Origin of the sequence: Xanthomonas sp. DAR 34887 (assembly GCF_041245805.1) — a bacterium.
Taxonomy (GTDB): domain Bacteria; phylum Pseudomonadota; class Gammaproteobacteria; order Xanthomonadales; family Xanthomonadaceae; genus Xanthomonas_A; species Xanthomonas_A tesorieronis.
Genome location: NZ_CP162490.1, coordinates 1,498,248 through 1,512,536 on the forward strand (window position 1 = coordinate 1,498,248; position 14,289 = coordinate 1,512,536).

The 14,289-nt window shown below is 65.9% G+C and carries 5 protein-coding genes; all 5 read left to right on the forward strand.

What is annotated here, in order from left to right:
• The first annotated feature begins 57 nt into the window (after positions 1-57).
• The 5 genes from AB3X08_RS06375 (at position 58) to AB3X08_RS06395 (ending at position 14,265) form a co-directional block, all read left to right on the forward strand.
• Positions 58-7,230 (forward strand): Hpt domain-containing protein, encoded by a 7,173-nt coding sequence (locus AB3X08_RS06375; RefSeq protein WP_369937000.1) that lies wholly within the window; start codon positions 58-60, stop codon positions 7,228-7,230.
• Positions 7,217-8,578 (forward strand): chemotaxis protein CheB, encoded by a 1,362-nt coding sequence (locus tag AB3X08_RS06380; protein ID WP_369937001.1) that lies wholly within the window; start codon positions 7,217-7,219, stop codon positions 8,576-8,578. The genes AB3X08_RS06375 and AB3X08_RS06380 overlap by 14 nt, the downstream gene beginning before the upstream one ends.
• Before the next feature lie 44 nt (positions 8,579-8,622).
• On the forward strand, positions 8,623-9,099 hold the full coding sequence (locus AB3X08_RS06385) for a chemotaxis protein CheW (protein WP_369937004.1): 477 nt from the start codon (positions 8,623-8,625) through the stop codon (positions 9,097-9,099).
• A gap of 151 nt (positions 9,100-9,250) precedes the next feature.
• Positions 9,251-13,942, forward strand: a complete 4,692-nt coding sequence (locus AB3X08_RS06390; RefSeq protein WP_369937006.1) for an RHS repeat-associated core domain-containing protein — start codon at positions 9,251-9,253, stop codon at positions 13,940-13,942.
• Complete coding sequence (locus AB3X08_RS06395; RefSeq protein ID WP_369937007.1) at positions 13,942-14,265, forward strand: hypothetical protein; 324 nt, start codon at positions 13,942-13,944, stop codon at positions 14,263-14,265. Before AB3X08_RS06390 ends, AB3X08_RS06395 begins: the two co-directional genes overlap by 1 nt.
• The last annotated feature ends 24 nt before the right edge of the window (positions 14,266-14,289 follow it).

The following is a 14,289-nucleotide window of genomic DNA, read 5'->3' on the forward strand; positions in this document are numbered from 1 at the left end:
GCACACCGCCGCCGCGCTGGCGACGCGCGGCGCGTGGCCGTCCGCGGGAGCGCCGCGATGAGCGCGCTGCGCGATGCGATGAGCCATGCCGCGCTGGGCTGGGTCAAGCCGGAGCTGGACGAGACCCTGCGCCAGGTGCGCGGGGAAATCGAATACTTCGTCGAAGACCCCGCCGACACCAGCCGCATGCGCTTCTGCGCCGGCTACCTGCACCAGGTGCAGGGCACCTTGCGCATGGTCGAGCTGTACGCCCCGGCGATGGTCGCCGAGGAACTGGAGCTGCTGGCGATCGCCGTGCAGAACGGCCAGGTGCCCGACCGCGACGAGGCCTGCGCCACGCTGATGCGCGGCACCGTGCTGCTGCCCGATTATCTGGAGCGCCTGCAGGACGGCCATCGCGACATCCCGATCGTGCTGTTGCCGCTGCTCAACGAGATCCGCGCCTCGCGCGGCGAGCCCGGGCTCAGCGAAGGCGCGCTGTTCGCGCTGTCGCCCGACGCCAGCGCCGCCACCGAAGCTGAACTGGACCATGCCCGCGGCAGCCTCAGCGGCCGCAACCGCGAACTGCTGGACACCGTCGGCACCGCGATCAAGGAAGAACTGCTGCGGGTCAAGGACGCGCTCGACCTGCACCTGCGCACCGGCGGCGACGTGGCCGCGCTGCAGACCCAGGTGGACGAACTGGGCAGCGTCGCCGACACCCTCGGGGTGATGGGCCTGGGTGTGGCCCGCGGCGTGGTGGTGCAGCAGCGCGATGCGCTGCGCAGCATCGTCGAAGGCGAGCGCCAGGCCGACGAAGGCCTGTTGCTGGATATCGCCGGTGCGCTGCTGTACGTGGATGCCTCGCTCGACGACCAGGTCGCCTATCTCGGCGCCAGCGCCGGCATCCACGACGATGCCAGCGCCGCCGAGGCGCGGCGCACGGTGGAAGTGCTGGCGCACGAGGCGATCGCCAATTTCGCCGCCGCGCGCGAGCATTTCGTCGCCTTCATCGAGACCAACTGGGATCACGAGCGCCTGAGCGACGTGCCGCGCCTGCTCGGCGAGGTCGCCGGTGCGCTGCGCATGCTGGAACTGCCGCAGCCGGCCGATTACCTGGAAGGCGTGCGCCGCTACGTGGCCACCGAGCTGATCGGCAAGCGCCGCGTGCCCAGCGGGCGCCAGCTGGACACGCTGGCCGACGCGATGGCCAGCCTGGAGTACTACCTGGAAGCGCTGCGCGAGCGCCGCCCGGGCCGCGAGGAAATCCTCGACATCACCCGCACCAGCCTGGAAACGCTGCGCTACTGGCCGCTGCCCAGCGAAGCGCCGGCGGCGCAGGGCGTGGTGCCGCAGGGGGGCGATGCGCCGTCGTTCGCGCCCGTGGCGGAACTGGGTGGCGCGTCGACCGACGACGTGGCCGACGTGCCGAGCCAGGTGTCCGCGCCGCCCTCGGCGCCGTCCTGGGAGCTGGCGCCGGTCGCTGACGCGCCGAGCGCCGTCGGCCAGCCGCCGCCGCTGCCGGGCGAAACGCCGCAGGCGCCGCAGTGGGCGCTGCACGAAGACAGCGACGCTGTCGCCAACGCCGAGGTTGCCGAGCACCTTGATGCCGACGCCGAGCCGTCCACCACCGCGATCGGTGCTGCGGGCAGCGAGGATGCGTCCGTCGTCGCCGCGTCGCCGATCAGCTTCGATCCGGTCGCCGCCGAACAGGAAGAGTGGTCCGCCGCGGTCGAGCCGCTGCAGATCAGTACCGATACGCTGGCGTTGGAAGGCGATGCACTGCGTTGGGAAAGCGCCGAGGCGTCGACCGAGCAGGATGTCGCGCCTGTCGAGGCCGCGCCCGCGTCCGACCAAGCGCCGGCCAGCTACGGTTTCGACCCGGTGGCCGCCGAATACGCCGAGCTCGACGCCGCTGCCGAACACGACGATCCGGCCCTGGTCATCGTCGACGCCCCGGCCGCCGCGCCCACCGACAACGCCCACGACGATGTGCTGGTGATCGAGCTGGAGGATGCGCCGGCCTTCGCCGATACCGCGTCCGACGAGGTCCACAGCATCGCGTGGAACGAGACCCCGGCGACCCTGGCCGACGACGACAACGACGCTGTCGCCGAGCCCGCCACGTCCGCCATCGACCTTTCGCCGAGCGATGCCGTCGAAGCCGAAGCCGAAGCCGAGAGCGAGAGCGACGCGGCGCCGCACGCGCATGCCGGCGACACAGAGCATGCCGACGCCAACGCCAACGCCAACGCCAACGCCAACGCCGAACAGAGTCCGTTCGTCGACCTGACTTGGCCGGAGCCGACCCCGGAGCCGGAAGCGCCGGTACCCGGCGTGCACAAGGCCAGCATCCAGCCGATCGAGCTGGACGCCGCGTCGGCAGCGTTCCTCGCCGAACTCGACGCCGCAGCGGCACAGTTCGATGTCGCCGCGCCCGCCGCGGCCGAGTCTGCCGCCGACCACGCGCAAGCGCCGAGCGATGCGGTCGCGGCGCCAGAGGCGCCCGCGCCGGTCGCCATCGATGGCGGCTTCGTGGATGACGGCGGCGAGATCGACGCCGACATCCGCGAAGTATTCCTCGAGGAATTCGACGAGGAACTGGTCAACCTCGGCAACCTGCTGCCGGCATGGCGCGCGTCGCCGAACCACCTGGAAAGCCTGCGTCCCATCCGTCGCGTGTTCCACACCCTCAAGGGCAGCGGCCGGCTGGTCGGCGCCCGCGTGCTCGGCGAATTCAGCTGGAAGATCGAGAGCATGCTCAACCGCGTGCTCGACGGCACCCGTCCGGCCAGCCCGGCGGTGGTGACCATGGTCGAATTGGCCTACGAGGTGTTGCCGCAGCTCAACTCCGCACTGCGCGGGCACGGCGCGATCCAGGCCGATCTGGACGCGATCCAGGCGGTCGCCGACCGCATCGCCGCGGGCGAGGACGCCTACTACTTCGCCGCCGCGCCGGCAGCGGCCGTTGTCGCTCCGCGCGCCGGTACCCCGGCCTCGGTGGACAGCGTGCTGCGCGAGATCCTCGAAGCCGAGGTGGGCACTCATCTGGAGACGGTCCGCGACTGGCTGCAGCATGCGCCGCAGCCCGCCACTGAGGCGCTGCTGCGTGCGGTGCACACGATGAGCGGTGCGTTCGCGATGACCGACGTGCCGGAAATCACCGACGTCACCGGCCCGGCCGAGAGCTACGTCAAGCGCCTGCTGGCCGCCGCCGCGGTGCCAGGCGCCGATGGCGTGCGCGCGCTCGACGATGCCGCGCATGCGATCGCCGCCACCATCGAGGAACTGCAGGCGCCGTCGCCGGTGATCCCGCCGTTCACTGAGCTGGCGCAGCGCCTGCAGGCCCTGGTCGCCACGCTGCCGGAAGTGCAGTGGCCTGCGGTCGCGCACGACGAAGAAGACGAGGGCGAACCGCAACCGCAGGCCGATGCCGGCTTGGACGCGCAGCTGCTGCAGGCGGTGGAACTCACTTCGGCCGACGACCTGTCGGCGTACCTGGGCGATGCCCGCCATCTCGAAGCGGCCGGTACCGACGCGGATCACGCTGATGCCGCGCCTGTCGCCGGCAGCGCCGATGCCGATGCCTCGGTCGCATCGGCGGTGGATGCGCCAGCGGCATTCGATGCCGCGCAGTCGCATGCGCCGAGCGAAGAGGCTGCCGACGACAGCGAATCGTCGGTGTCTGCGTTCGACACCCACGACGCATCCGTCCACGAACAGCACGACAGCGCCGCATCGGACGTCGCGCAGGATGCGGACGGCGCAGCAGAGGAAACGGACGAGGTCGCCGCCGCACCGACCGATGATGGCGAGCCTGCCGCGATCGACGCCGAAGAACAGGCGCTGTTGGCGCAGGAGGGCAAGCTCGACGAATTGACCGTCGACGCGCCGCTGGCCGAGGAGCGCGTGCCGGCGGACAGCGAGCTGCCGCCGCCTGTGGAAACGGTGGCCGAGACGCAGGAGCAGGACGTAGCGGCCGACGCGGAAGCTACGCACGACGCAACCCATCACGGCGATCCCCAGAACGATCCGCTGCAAGGCGAGCACGACCACGCTGGGCACGCCGAAGGCGAGCCGGTCGAGGGCGAGCGCGACCAGGACGAGCACGACCAGGAGCGCGATCCGCAGGGTTATGCGTTCCATGCGGAGCCGGTGCCGCCGTCCACGCACTGGCACGGCAGCGAGCCGGTGTCGGCGAACGACGATGCCGAACCGCTGCCGGTGGCGGACGACGCGGCGGCGCATGCCGATACCGCGCCGCACGCGCACGACGACGCGGATGCAGCAGCGCAATCGCAGCACGAGACCGTCGACCAGAGCGTCGATGGCCCCGCGCAGGCCGACATCGAAACGCATCCGGCCGACGCCGAAGCGGTCGAGGCGCACGACGTGCACGATCACGCGCCGACGCCGCACGCCGAAGACGCTGTGCATGCCGAATCCGCCGATCCGGACGTGGACGCGGACGCAGCGCTCGACGCAACAACCGACTCCGAACAGACCCGTTCGACCGACACGGCCGACGCGCCAGAGCACCATGCCGGGCACGAGGACTACGCCGGTTCCGACCTGGCACCGGTCGAAGTGCCCTATGCGCACGAGATGCATGCGGACGAAACGCAAGCCATCGACGTCGCCGACATCGCGCCGGACAACGGCGAGCCTACAAGCGACGCCGCGCACTCCACGGACACGGATGCCGAGCCTGCGCACGCGCAAACCGCCGAGCCGGCCGATACCGCAAGCAGCGACGGGCATCACCCGCACGCCGATGACGCCGCCGAATCGCCGTTCGCCGAATCCGCCCAGCACGACACCGCCTGGACCGAACCGACGGACCTGGCCGCGGTCGATCTCGGTCCGCTGGACTTCGCCGATCTGGACCGCGAGCTGGTCGATATCTTCGTCGAGGAAGGCAAGGACCTGCTCGACCATTGCGACCGCCTGATCGCCGACCTGCGCGCGGCGCCGCAGGACCGCGACGCGCTCGCCGGCCTGCAACGCGACCTGCATACGCTGAAGGGCGGCGCGCGCATGGCCGGCGTCAACGCGATCGGCGACCTCGGCCACGGCATCGAATCGCTGCTGGAGGCGGTGGCCGCCAACCGCACCGAACTCGATCGCGGCGACGTGCAGTTGCTCGAACGCGGATTCGACCGCCTGCATCAGCTGCTCACCCTCACCGGCAACCACCGCGCGGTGGCGATGCCGATCGATCTGATCGGCCGCTTCGACGCGCGCACCCACGGCCGCAGCCTGCCGTTCGCCGTTGACGGCAGCGAGCCTGCTGCCGACACCCAGGCCGATGCCGACGTGGCGGCGATGATCCAGGCCGCGGTCGATCCGGCCTCGGTGCCCGCACCGGCGCCGGCGCCGCTGTCGGCACCACTGCCGGTGGACGGCACGCTCGACGAAGAGTCGATGATCGCGCGGCCGATGCAGGAACAGGTGCGCGTGCGCGCCGACCTGCTGGACCGCCTGGTCAACCACGCCGGCGAAGTGGCGATCTACCGCTCGCGGCTGGAACAGCAGCTGGGCGCATTCCGCGGCGCGATGGCCGAACTGGACCGCACCAACGCGCGACTGCGCGACCAGCTGCGCCGCCTGGATCTGGAAACCGAAGCGCAGATCGTCGCCCGCTACCAGCGCGAACAGGACCAGACCGAGCAGAGCTTCGATCCGCTGGAACTGGACCGCTTCTCCACGCTGCAGCAGCTCAGCCGCGCGCTGAACGAATCGGCGGCCGACTTGGGCGGCCTGCAAGGCGTGCTCGACGACCTGGCGCGGCAGTACGACGGCTTGCTGCAGCAGCAGTCGCGCGTGAGCTCGGAACTGCAGGACGGGCTGATGCGCGCGCGCATGGTGCCGTTCGACGGCCTGGTGCCGCGGCTGCGCCGCGTGGTGCGGCAGGCCGCCAGCGAAACTGGCAAGCAGGTGCATCTGACCCTGGAAGGCACCCACGGCGAACTCGACCGCAACGTGCTCGACCGCATGATCGCGCCGCTGGAACACATGCTGCGCAACTCGGTCGCGCACGGGCTGGAAACGCCCGAGCAGCGCCGCGCTGCGGGCAAGGCGGAGGAGGGCAGCATCGCCATCCGCCTGCGCCGCGAAGGCTCGGAAATCGTGCTGGAAGTGGCCGACGACGGCGCCGGCCTCAACCGCGACGCGATCCGTCACCGCGCCGAACAGCGCGGCCTGATCGCGATCGGCGCCGCGCTGTCGGACGAAGAGCTGGATTCGCTGATCTTCGCTCCCGGCTTCAGCACCTACGACCAGGTCAGCCAGCTGGCCGGCCGCGGCGTGGGCATGGACGTGGTGCGCAACGAAGTGCGCCAGCTCGGCGGCTCGGTGGACATCCACTCGGTGTGGGGCCAAGGCGTCACCTTCACCCTGCGCCTGCCGCAGACCCTGGCGGTGACCCAGGCGGTGTTCGTGCAGATCGGCGAGACCACCTTCGCCGTGCCGGTGGCCTCGGTCAGCGGCATCGGCCGCATCAGCCGCGAGCGTTTCGAAGCGGCCGACGGCGGCTACCACTACAGCGGCGAAGAGTACGCGCTGCACGACCTTGGCTCGCTGGTCGGCCAGGCGCCGGCACGCGCCGAGGGACAGGCGCAGGTGCCGCTGCTGCTGGTGCGCGCCGGCGACCTGCGCGCCGCGGTGGCGATCGACCAGGTGCTCGGCAACCGCGAAATCGTGGTCAAGCCGGTCGGCCTGCAGATCGCCTCGGTGCCCGGCATCTACGGCGCCACCATCACCGGCGATGGCCGCGTGGTGGTGATCCTGGACGTCGCCCCGCTGGTGCGCCGCTACCTCGCGCAACCGGCGCGGCCGGTGGTGGAAGCGGCGCCGACCGAACAGCGGCGCGTGCCGCTGGTGATGGTGGTCGACGATTCGCTGACCATGCGCAAGGTCACCGGCCGCGTGCTGGAACGCCACAACTTCGACGTGATCGCCGCCCGCGACGGCATCGAGGCGCTGGAGCGCCTCGAGGAGCGCGTCCCCGACCTGATGCTGCTGGATATCGAGATGCCGCGCATGGATGGCTACGAACTGGCGACCGCGATGCGCGCCGACCCCCGCTACGCGTCGGTGCCGATCGTGATGATCACCTCGCGCAGCGGCGAGAAACACCGCCAGCGCGCCTTCGAGATCGGCGTGCAGCGCTACCTGGGCAAGCCCTATCAAGAGTTGGATCTGATGCGCAACGTGTACGACCTGCTGGGGATCGCCCGTGTTCGCGAATGACGGCGCCGCCAGCGGGACCCCGGTCGCGTTGCTGGCGCGCCCCGGCCAGGCGCGCGAGCGCCTGCGCGAGGCGCTGCACCAGGTCGGCGCGGCGATCGTGCTCGAGGACGATCCCGGCGCGATCGATGCGCAGACCCTGGCCGACGCCGCGCCCAACGCGGTGCTGATCGCGCTGGAACCGTCGATCGAGGACGCACTGGAACGCCTGGATGCGGCGCTGGACCTGCCCGGCCTCACCGTGATCTTCGACGAGGCCGAACTGGCCGCGCGCCGCGAGGGTTGGGAAGCGCAGCGCTGGGCGCGGCATCTTGCCGCCAAGCTGCAAGGCCACCAGGACGTGCTGCCGCCGGGTCGCGAAACAGACACCGGCCTGCAACCCGAACCGGGCCTGCCGGCGACCCCGGCGCAACTGCACGAAGGCGCGCCGATCGGCTTCCACGTCGAGGAAGCGGCCAGCTTCGCCACCACCGTGCCCGGCGACAGCTTCTATGCCTGGCAGCCGCCGGCCGATGCCGCGCCCGGATTCGAGGAGCTGCAGTTCTCGCGCGATCAGATCGCCGCCGGCGATGCGGCCGCGCCTGCAACGAGCGCCGAGGCAGCGAGCGCGACCGAGGCGGCATCCGCCGCTGCGCCGGCCAGCGCGCCGCCGCCGCCGCTGCCGGCTAGCGCCTGGTCGCTGGTGGACGACGACGCGCCGCTGGTCGTGCAGGCGCGCGCGCCGCTGAGCCAGATGCAGATTTCCACCGAAGGCCTGTCGCTGGTCGCGCTGGAGTCCGAGGAGGAGGCCACCAGCGGCCAGGCCGCCGCTGCAGCCACCGCCGCGCACGGCGCTGTGCTGGTGATGGCCGGTATCGGCGGTCCCGATGCCATTCGCCGCCTGCTCGCCGCCTTGCCGCCGGATTTCCCGCAGCCGCTGCTGGTGCAGTTGCGCCTGGACGGCGGCCGCTACGGCAACCTGGTCAAGCAGATCGCGCGCGTGTCCGCGTTGCCGGTGCTGCTGGCCGAAGCCGGCCAGGCGGTCGCCGTCGGCAACGTCTACATCCTGCCCGACGATGTCGGCGTGCGCAGCGGCGAAACCGCCGGCCTGCGGTTCGTCGCCCAGCAGGCCGGCGCCTCGGTGGTCGGCGGTTTGCCGGCTGCGCACAGCGCCGTGCTGCTGCTCAGCGGCAGCGACCCGCAGCAGGTCGAGGACGTGCTGGCCGTGGCCGCGCAAGGCGCCTGGGTCGCCGGCCAGACCGGCGACGGCTGCTACGACCCGGCCGCCGCCACGCAGCTGATCGGCCGCGGCCATCCCAGCGGCGATCCCGTGCAGCTGGCGCAGGCCCTGTCCGCGCGGTGGGGCGGCTGAGCCGTCGCCCGCGCGTTTTTTCCGGTTCCAGGACGACGTAATCCATGAGCAGCTACGCCAGCAACGACGAAATCCGCGGTGTCCTGATCCAGGCCGGCAGCGAGCGGGCTCTGCTGCCCAACGCCACCGTCGCCGAAGTGATGTCGCGCGTGCCGGTCGAACCGCTGCCCGACGCCCCGCACTGGCTGCTCGGCCAGATCGCCTGGTACGGCTGGAACGTCCCGCTGCTCTCGTTCGCCCGCCTCACCGGCCTTGGCAGCGAAACCGTTGCTTCCAACAACAAGATCGTCGTGCTGAAAGCGCTGGGCGGCAATCCCGACCTGCCGTACTTCGCCCTGATCACCCAATCCTTCCCGCAACTGATCTCGGTCCCGCGCGACGGCCTGCTGGCCGACGCCTCCGAAGAAACCTTGCCGGCTGGCGTGCATATGCGTGTGTTGTTGGGCGAGCAGAGTGCGTTGTTACCGGATATGGAAGCGATCGAGGGGATGATTTCGGAGCGGTTTTTGGCTGTGGGTTAATTCGAGCAAGCTCGATTTAAAACCGCTTGGCTAGCACCACTGGCTAATGACGGATGCCTTGGAGATGGGTGGTTGTCCGCATCTACTTTGCGTGTGATTCTGTGTCATATGGATAATATTTATTTATAATACTTTCCAAAAGGAATGGATTGTGCGAATTTTTTATAATTTTGTTTATAGTGTTATATTTTTGGTATTGTTTTGTGGTGTGTCGTTGAGGGCAGAGGCGCAGGCTGTCAACGAATATTGTTATGAATCCTGCTTTGGCTCGCTCGACGAGGCCGAGGCCGAGATGCGCTCGATATTGCCGTATGGCGCGTATCTTGTTCGAGATAAGGCCACTATTACCGAAGGTGCGTCGGAAACTCCGTCGTACCAGATCGCTTATAAGGTTAGGCGTCAGCCGCCTGCGTATATAAGTCCGCCGGCTTATCTGATCGGCGGTAACGGAAGTACAAGTACAAATCCTTCTATTTGTTCGGCCAGTCCCGAGCCGATGTTTCGAGAATATTGCGCAGATGAATCTGAGATGATTCAAGGGTGGATCGATCTCCATCATTATGTCTGGCCGGACTGTACGATTTCTGGGGAGCGAATAGATGGTGCATATGGTGAGCCCTATGTTCAGAGCTTGCCATATTATGATGGCTTGGGCTTGCTTACGTTTGATGTGCCGAATGGTAAATGGTTTCGATTCAACATGTCCTGCCCTGGATGGAGCGATCCTACGCCTGATCCACATGATGCAATGCTTGTAAAGGCACAGGTTTATTCTTGTCCCGCTGGCTTGCATCCTGTTAGTGCATTTAATCCCTCGTATAACACTACCGGTAATCCGGATTTTGTCGCGGAGTATCCATATCTTTGTGAGACTACTGATACCCCGATCATCTATGCTAAAGGTATAAATCAGACCAAGTCGTGCGCGGTCAACGCAAATCCTTGCCTTCCGGCAACCGGTGAAAAGTTTAGGCGTGAAGACGATCTTGTTTTTGCTGGTAAGCCATTTCAGCGGTTTTACCACTCTCTTCAACAGCTTCAGGCGGGATCAGGAATGGCGCCGGGATGGAGCCACTCGTTTTCCGATACCGTGGGCTATGGCGCTCTCTTCATGACGACACAGGAGGGGTTTTTTGAACAGTTCCGGACTGTGGGTGAGTACAAGTCCCGCGGCCGGCATAATGTTGGCGATATGTTGCTTGGGTCAGATAGTGGGCTTTGGACTCTGGTCACTGCAGATGGCGAGAGGCGTAGTTATAATTCGGCCGGTCAACTTGCGGCCATTCAATCCAGTGTGTCTCCTGCATTCGATGTTGAGCTTGTATACGCCAGCAACAAACTGATCAAGGCCGTGGATGGTTTGGGGCATGCCCTCAGCTTCACGTACCGTAACGATTTATTGGAAAAGGTCGCGTTGGATGATGGCAGCTACGTCCAGTACGGCTATGACGCCGCGCAGAATCTGAGCAGCGTCACCCGTTCCGATGGAAGCGTGCGCGTCTACCGTTATGGAGAGTCAGGCCACGCCCCAGCTGGGCGCGCACATTTGCTCACCGGTATCGAAGAGGATGGAGTTCGATACGCAACGTTTGGTTATGCCGCCGATGGGCGTGTGGCATCGAGCAGTCTGCATGCCAACGGTGCGGAGGTGGAAACCACCTCTATCGTGTACTCGGGCACAGATAGTGCCCAAGTGCTGCAGCCGAACGGCGCAAGCTATACCTATCAGTTTGGGCAAGGTCTTTTCCGACAGATCGAAGGCATCAGTGGTCCGAATGGCGCTACGACGATGAGTTTCGATGCGGGACGTCCCATTGCCTCCACGGATAGGCTTGGGAACTCCACGCAATTCAGTTATCAGGATTCCCTGTCCGGGCAAGCCACCTCGTCCAGCACCACGACAGAAGGAGTTGGCACCTCTTACCAGCGGTCGCACACCGTCACGCGCGATTCGGAAAATCATGTGGTCGGTCAGGAGTCGAGTAACGGTAGTGGGACGCTTTCGCTTTCGCGCGTGATCTACAGTGCGGGATTGATCTCCTTCCGCTGCCAGTACGACACGTCGGTTTCAAACGCGTCGGCCTATGTGTGCGGTTCCCAGGCTAGCGCACCGGCTACCGTTCGGCAGGCGGCGTATAGCTATTGCACCGACGCCGACGTCGCTGATGCGGCGAGCAACTGCCCGAAGGTAGGTCTCTTGAAGCGTGTCGATGGCGGGCGTATCGACGTCAGCGACACTGCCAGCTATGCCTATTACCCATCCGATGATGCGGCCTGCTCCACATCGCCGACCACCTGCCCGCACCGCAAGGGCGACCTCTGGAAAGTCACCAACGCCTTGGGTCAGGTGACCGAGTATCTGTCCTACGACGGTGCCGGCCGCCTGCTGTCGGTGAAGGACGCCAACGGCATCATCACCGACTTCACCTACCTCCCGCGCGGCTGGCTGACCGCGAGCAAGGTCCGCGGTGCCGACGACACCAGCGAGAGCGACGATCGCATCACCTCGATCGACTACTGGCCGACCGGCCTGGTCAAGCAGGTCACCCAGCCAGACGGCGCGTTCACCGCCTTCACCTACGACGCAGCGCACCGCCTGACCAATATCGCCGACAACGCCGGCAACACGCTGCACTACACGCTGGACAACGCCGGCAACCGGGTCAAGGAAGACACCAAGGACGCGTCCGGCACGCTCAAGCGCACGCTGTCGCGGGTCTACAATCAGCTCGGCCAGCTGGCCACGCAGGCCACCGCCAGCGGCGACCCGACCGACTTCGGCTACGACGCCAACAGCAACGCCACGGCGGTCACCGACGCGCTCGGGCACAAGACGCAGAACGACTACGACCCGCTCAACCGCCTGGCGCGCACGCTGCAGGACGTGGACGGTATCGCGGCCGAGACCAAGTTCGGCTACGACGCACTGGACAACCTGACCAAGGTCACCGACCCGAAGGGCCTGGACACCACCTACGCCTACAACGGCCTGGGCGACCTGACCAAACTCACCAGCCCGGACACCGGCGCCACCACGTACACCTACGACAGCGCTGGCAACCGCGCCACGCAGACCGATGCGCGCAACATCAAGACCACCTACAGCTACGACGCGCTGAACCGGCTGACCAAGGTGGCCTATCCGACCACCAGCCTCAACGTTACCTATACCTACGACGTCAACCAGAGCACGTGTGCCAGTGGCGAAACCTATGCGATCGGTCGCCTGGCCCGGATGCAGGACAGCAGCGGCACGACCGACTACTGCTACGACCGCTTCGGTGACCTGGTGCGCAAGGTGCAGACCACCAACGGCAAGGTATTCGTGCTGCGCTACGCCTATACCAAGGCCGGCCAGCTCAGCCGGCTGACCTATCCCGACGGCGCAGCGGTGGACTACGTGCGCAACGCCCAAGGCCAGACCACGGAGATGGGCGTCACCCCGGCCGGCGGCACGCGCCAGGTGCTGTTGGGTAACGCTACTTACTACCCGTTCGGTCCGGTGGCGAGCTGGTCGTACGGTAATGGTTGCCCGATGCAGCGCGTGCTGGACCAGGACTACCGCCCGCTGGCGGTCAGCGACACCCGCAGCGACGGCTTGAGCACCGGCTTCGCCTTTGACCCAGCCGGCAACCTCAGCGCCCTGACCGCGGCAGGCAACACCGCGCCTGTCGTCAGCCTGGACTACGACGCCCTGGGCCGCCTGACCGCGTTCAAGGACGGCCCGACCGGCACGGTGATCGATGGTTACAGCTACGACGCAACCGGCAACCGGCTCAGCGCCAAGGTCAACACCGTCACGCAGAACTACACGTATCCAACCACCAACCACCGCCTGAGCGCGGTGGCCGGCACTGCGCGCACTTACGACGCGATCGGCAACACGCTGTCCATCGGCGGCACGGCGCAGGAGTTCGCCTACGACGCCACGGGCCGGATGAGCCAGGCCAAGCGCGCCGGCACGGTCGTCATGAAGTACGGCTACAACGGCCGCGGCGAACAGGTGCGTCGGGTGGACAAGACCAACACCTACACGCTGTACGACGAAAGCGGCCACTGGCTGGGCAACTACGACGCCAACGGGGCCGCGTTGCAACAGGCGATCTGGCTGGACGACCTACCGGTCGGCGTCCTGGCCAAGAACAGCCTGCGTTACGTGCAGCCGGACCACCTGGGCACCCCGCGCGCGGTAATCGACCCGACCCGCGACGTAGCCATCTGGACCTGGGATCTGAAGGGCGAGGCCTTCGGCAATACCCCGCCGGACCAGGACCCGGACAAGGACGGCACCGCGTTCGTGTTCGACATGCGCTTTCCGGGGCAGCGCTATGACTCAGCCACGGGGTTCAACCAGAACTACTTCCGGGACTATGACCCCGGGACCGGGCGGTATGGGCAGAGTGATCCCATTGGGTTAGAGGGCGGCTTCAGCACTTACTCATATGTTGAGGCTGCACCATTTCGCTATAGCGATATCTTCGGCCTTGTAAAGCATACTTCTGGTCGCTGGATAGATTGCGGAAAAGGCTGCAGGATAAGGATAGATTTTACATACGATGAGAAGACAGGAAGAAAGGCAAGGCACTTGCATTGGGAGTGCAAAGGTGCGGAGGGGGAGTGTGGTGAATATGGTGGAGAATCTCATGGCGGAACATGGGATGATGCTCCTAAATCCATTAAAGAATGTGCTCTAAGGAACGGTTTCTCAGGGCAGTCAATTACTAATGAAAATTACTCTCCCATGGTTCAATCGCCGGAAATTAGCGCTGGTGCAAAAGCTGCAATTTATGTTGGTGGGGCTGTCATAATAATATTGAGTGCTTTGACGGGGGCGGGAAGCTGATGGAGACTGATTTTCTAGAGTTGGATCTGCATGATGCGATAATTGATCGTGTGTCATTTGAATTTGGTGATTGTTCGATCGAGGTTGGGTTGCGTTATTATAAATCTTCTTCCAGTAAAGAGAGGAGTGTTGGTAGAATAGTGTTTATTGGAGTTGCTTTCTCCTCCTGTTCCATGGATTTTTTGAGAATAATTAATAATTCAAGGTCTGGAAATATTAATTATTGGGTGCCTGCGGTCGCAGGAAGTGGTGCGTATTTTTATTTTGTGGATGGGTGTCTTCAGATTAAATCAGATGAAATAAAGTTTTTTGTTGAAGAGTGATTTCTGTCTGGGACGTATGGTCTA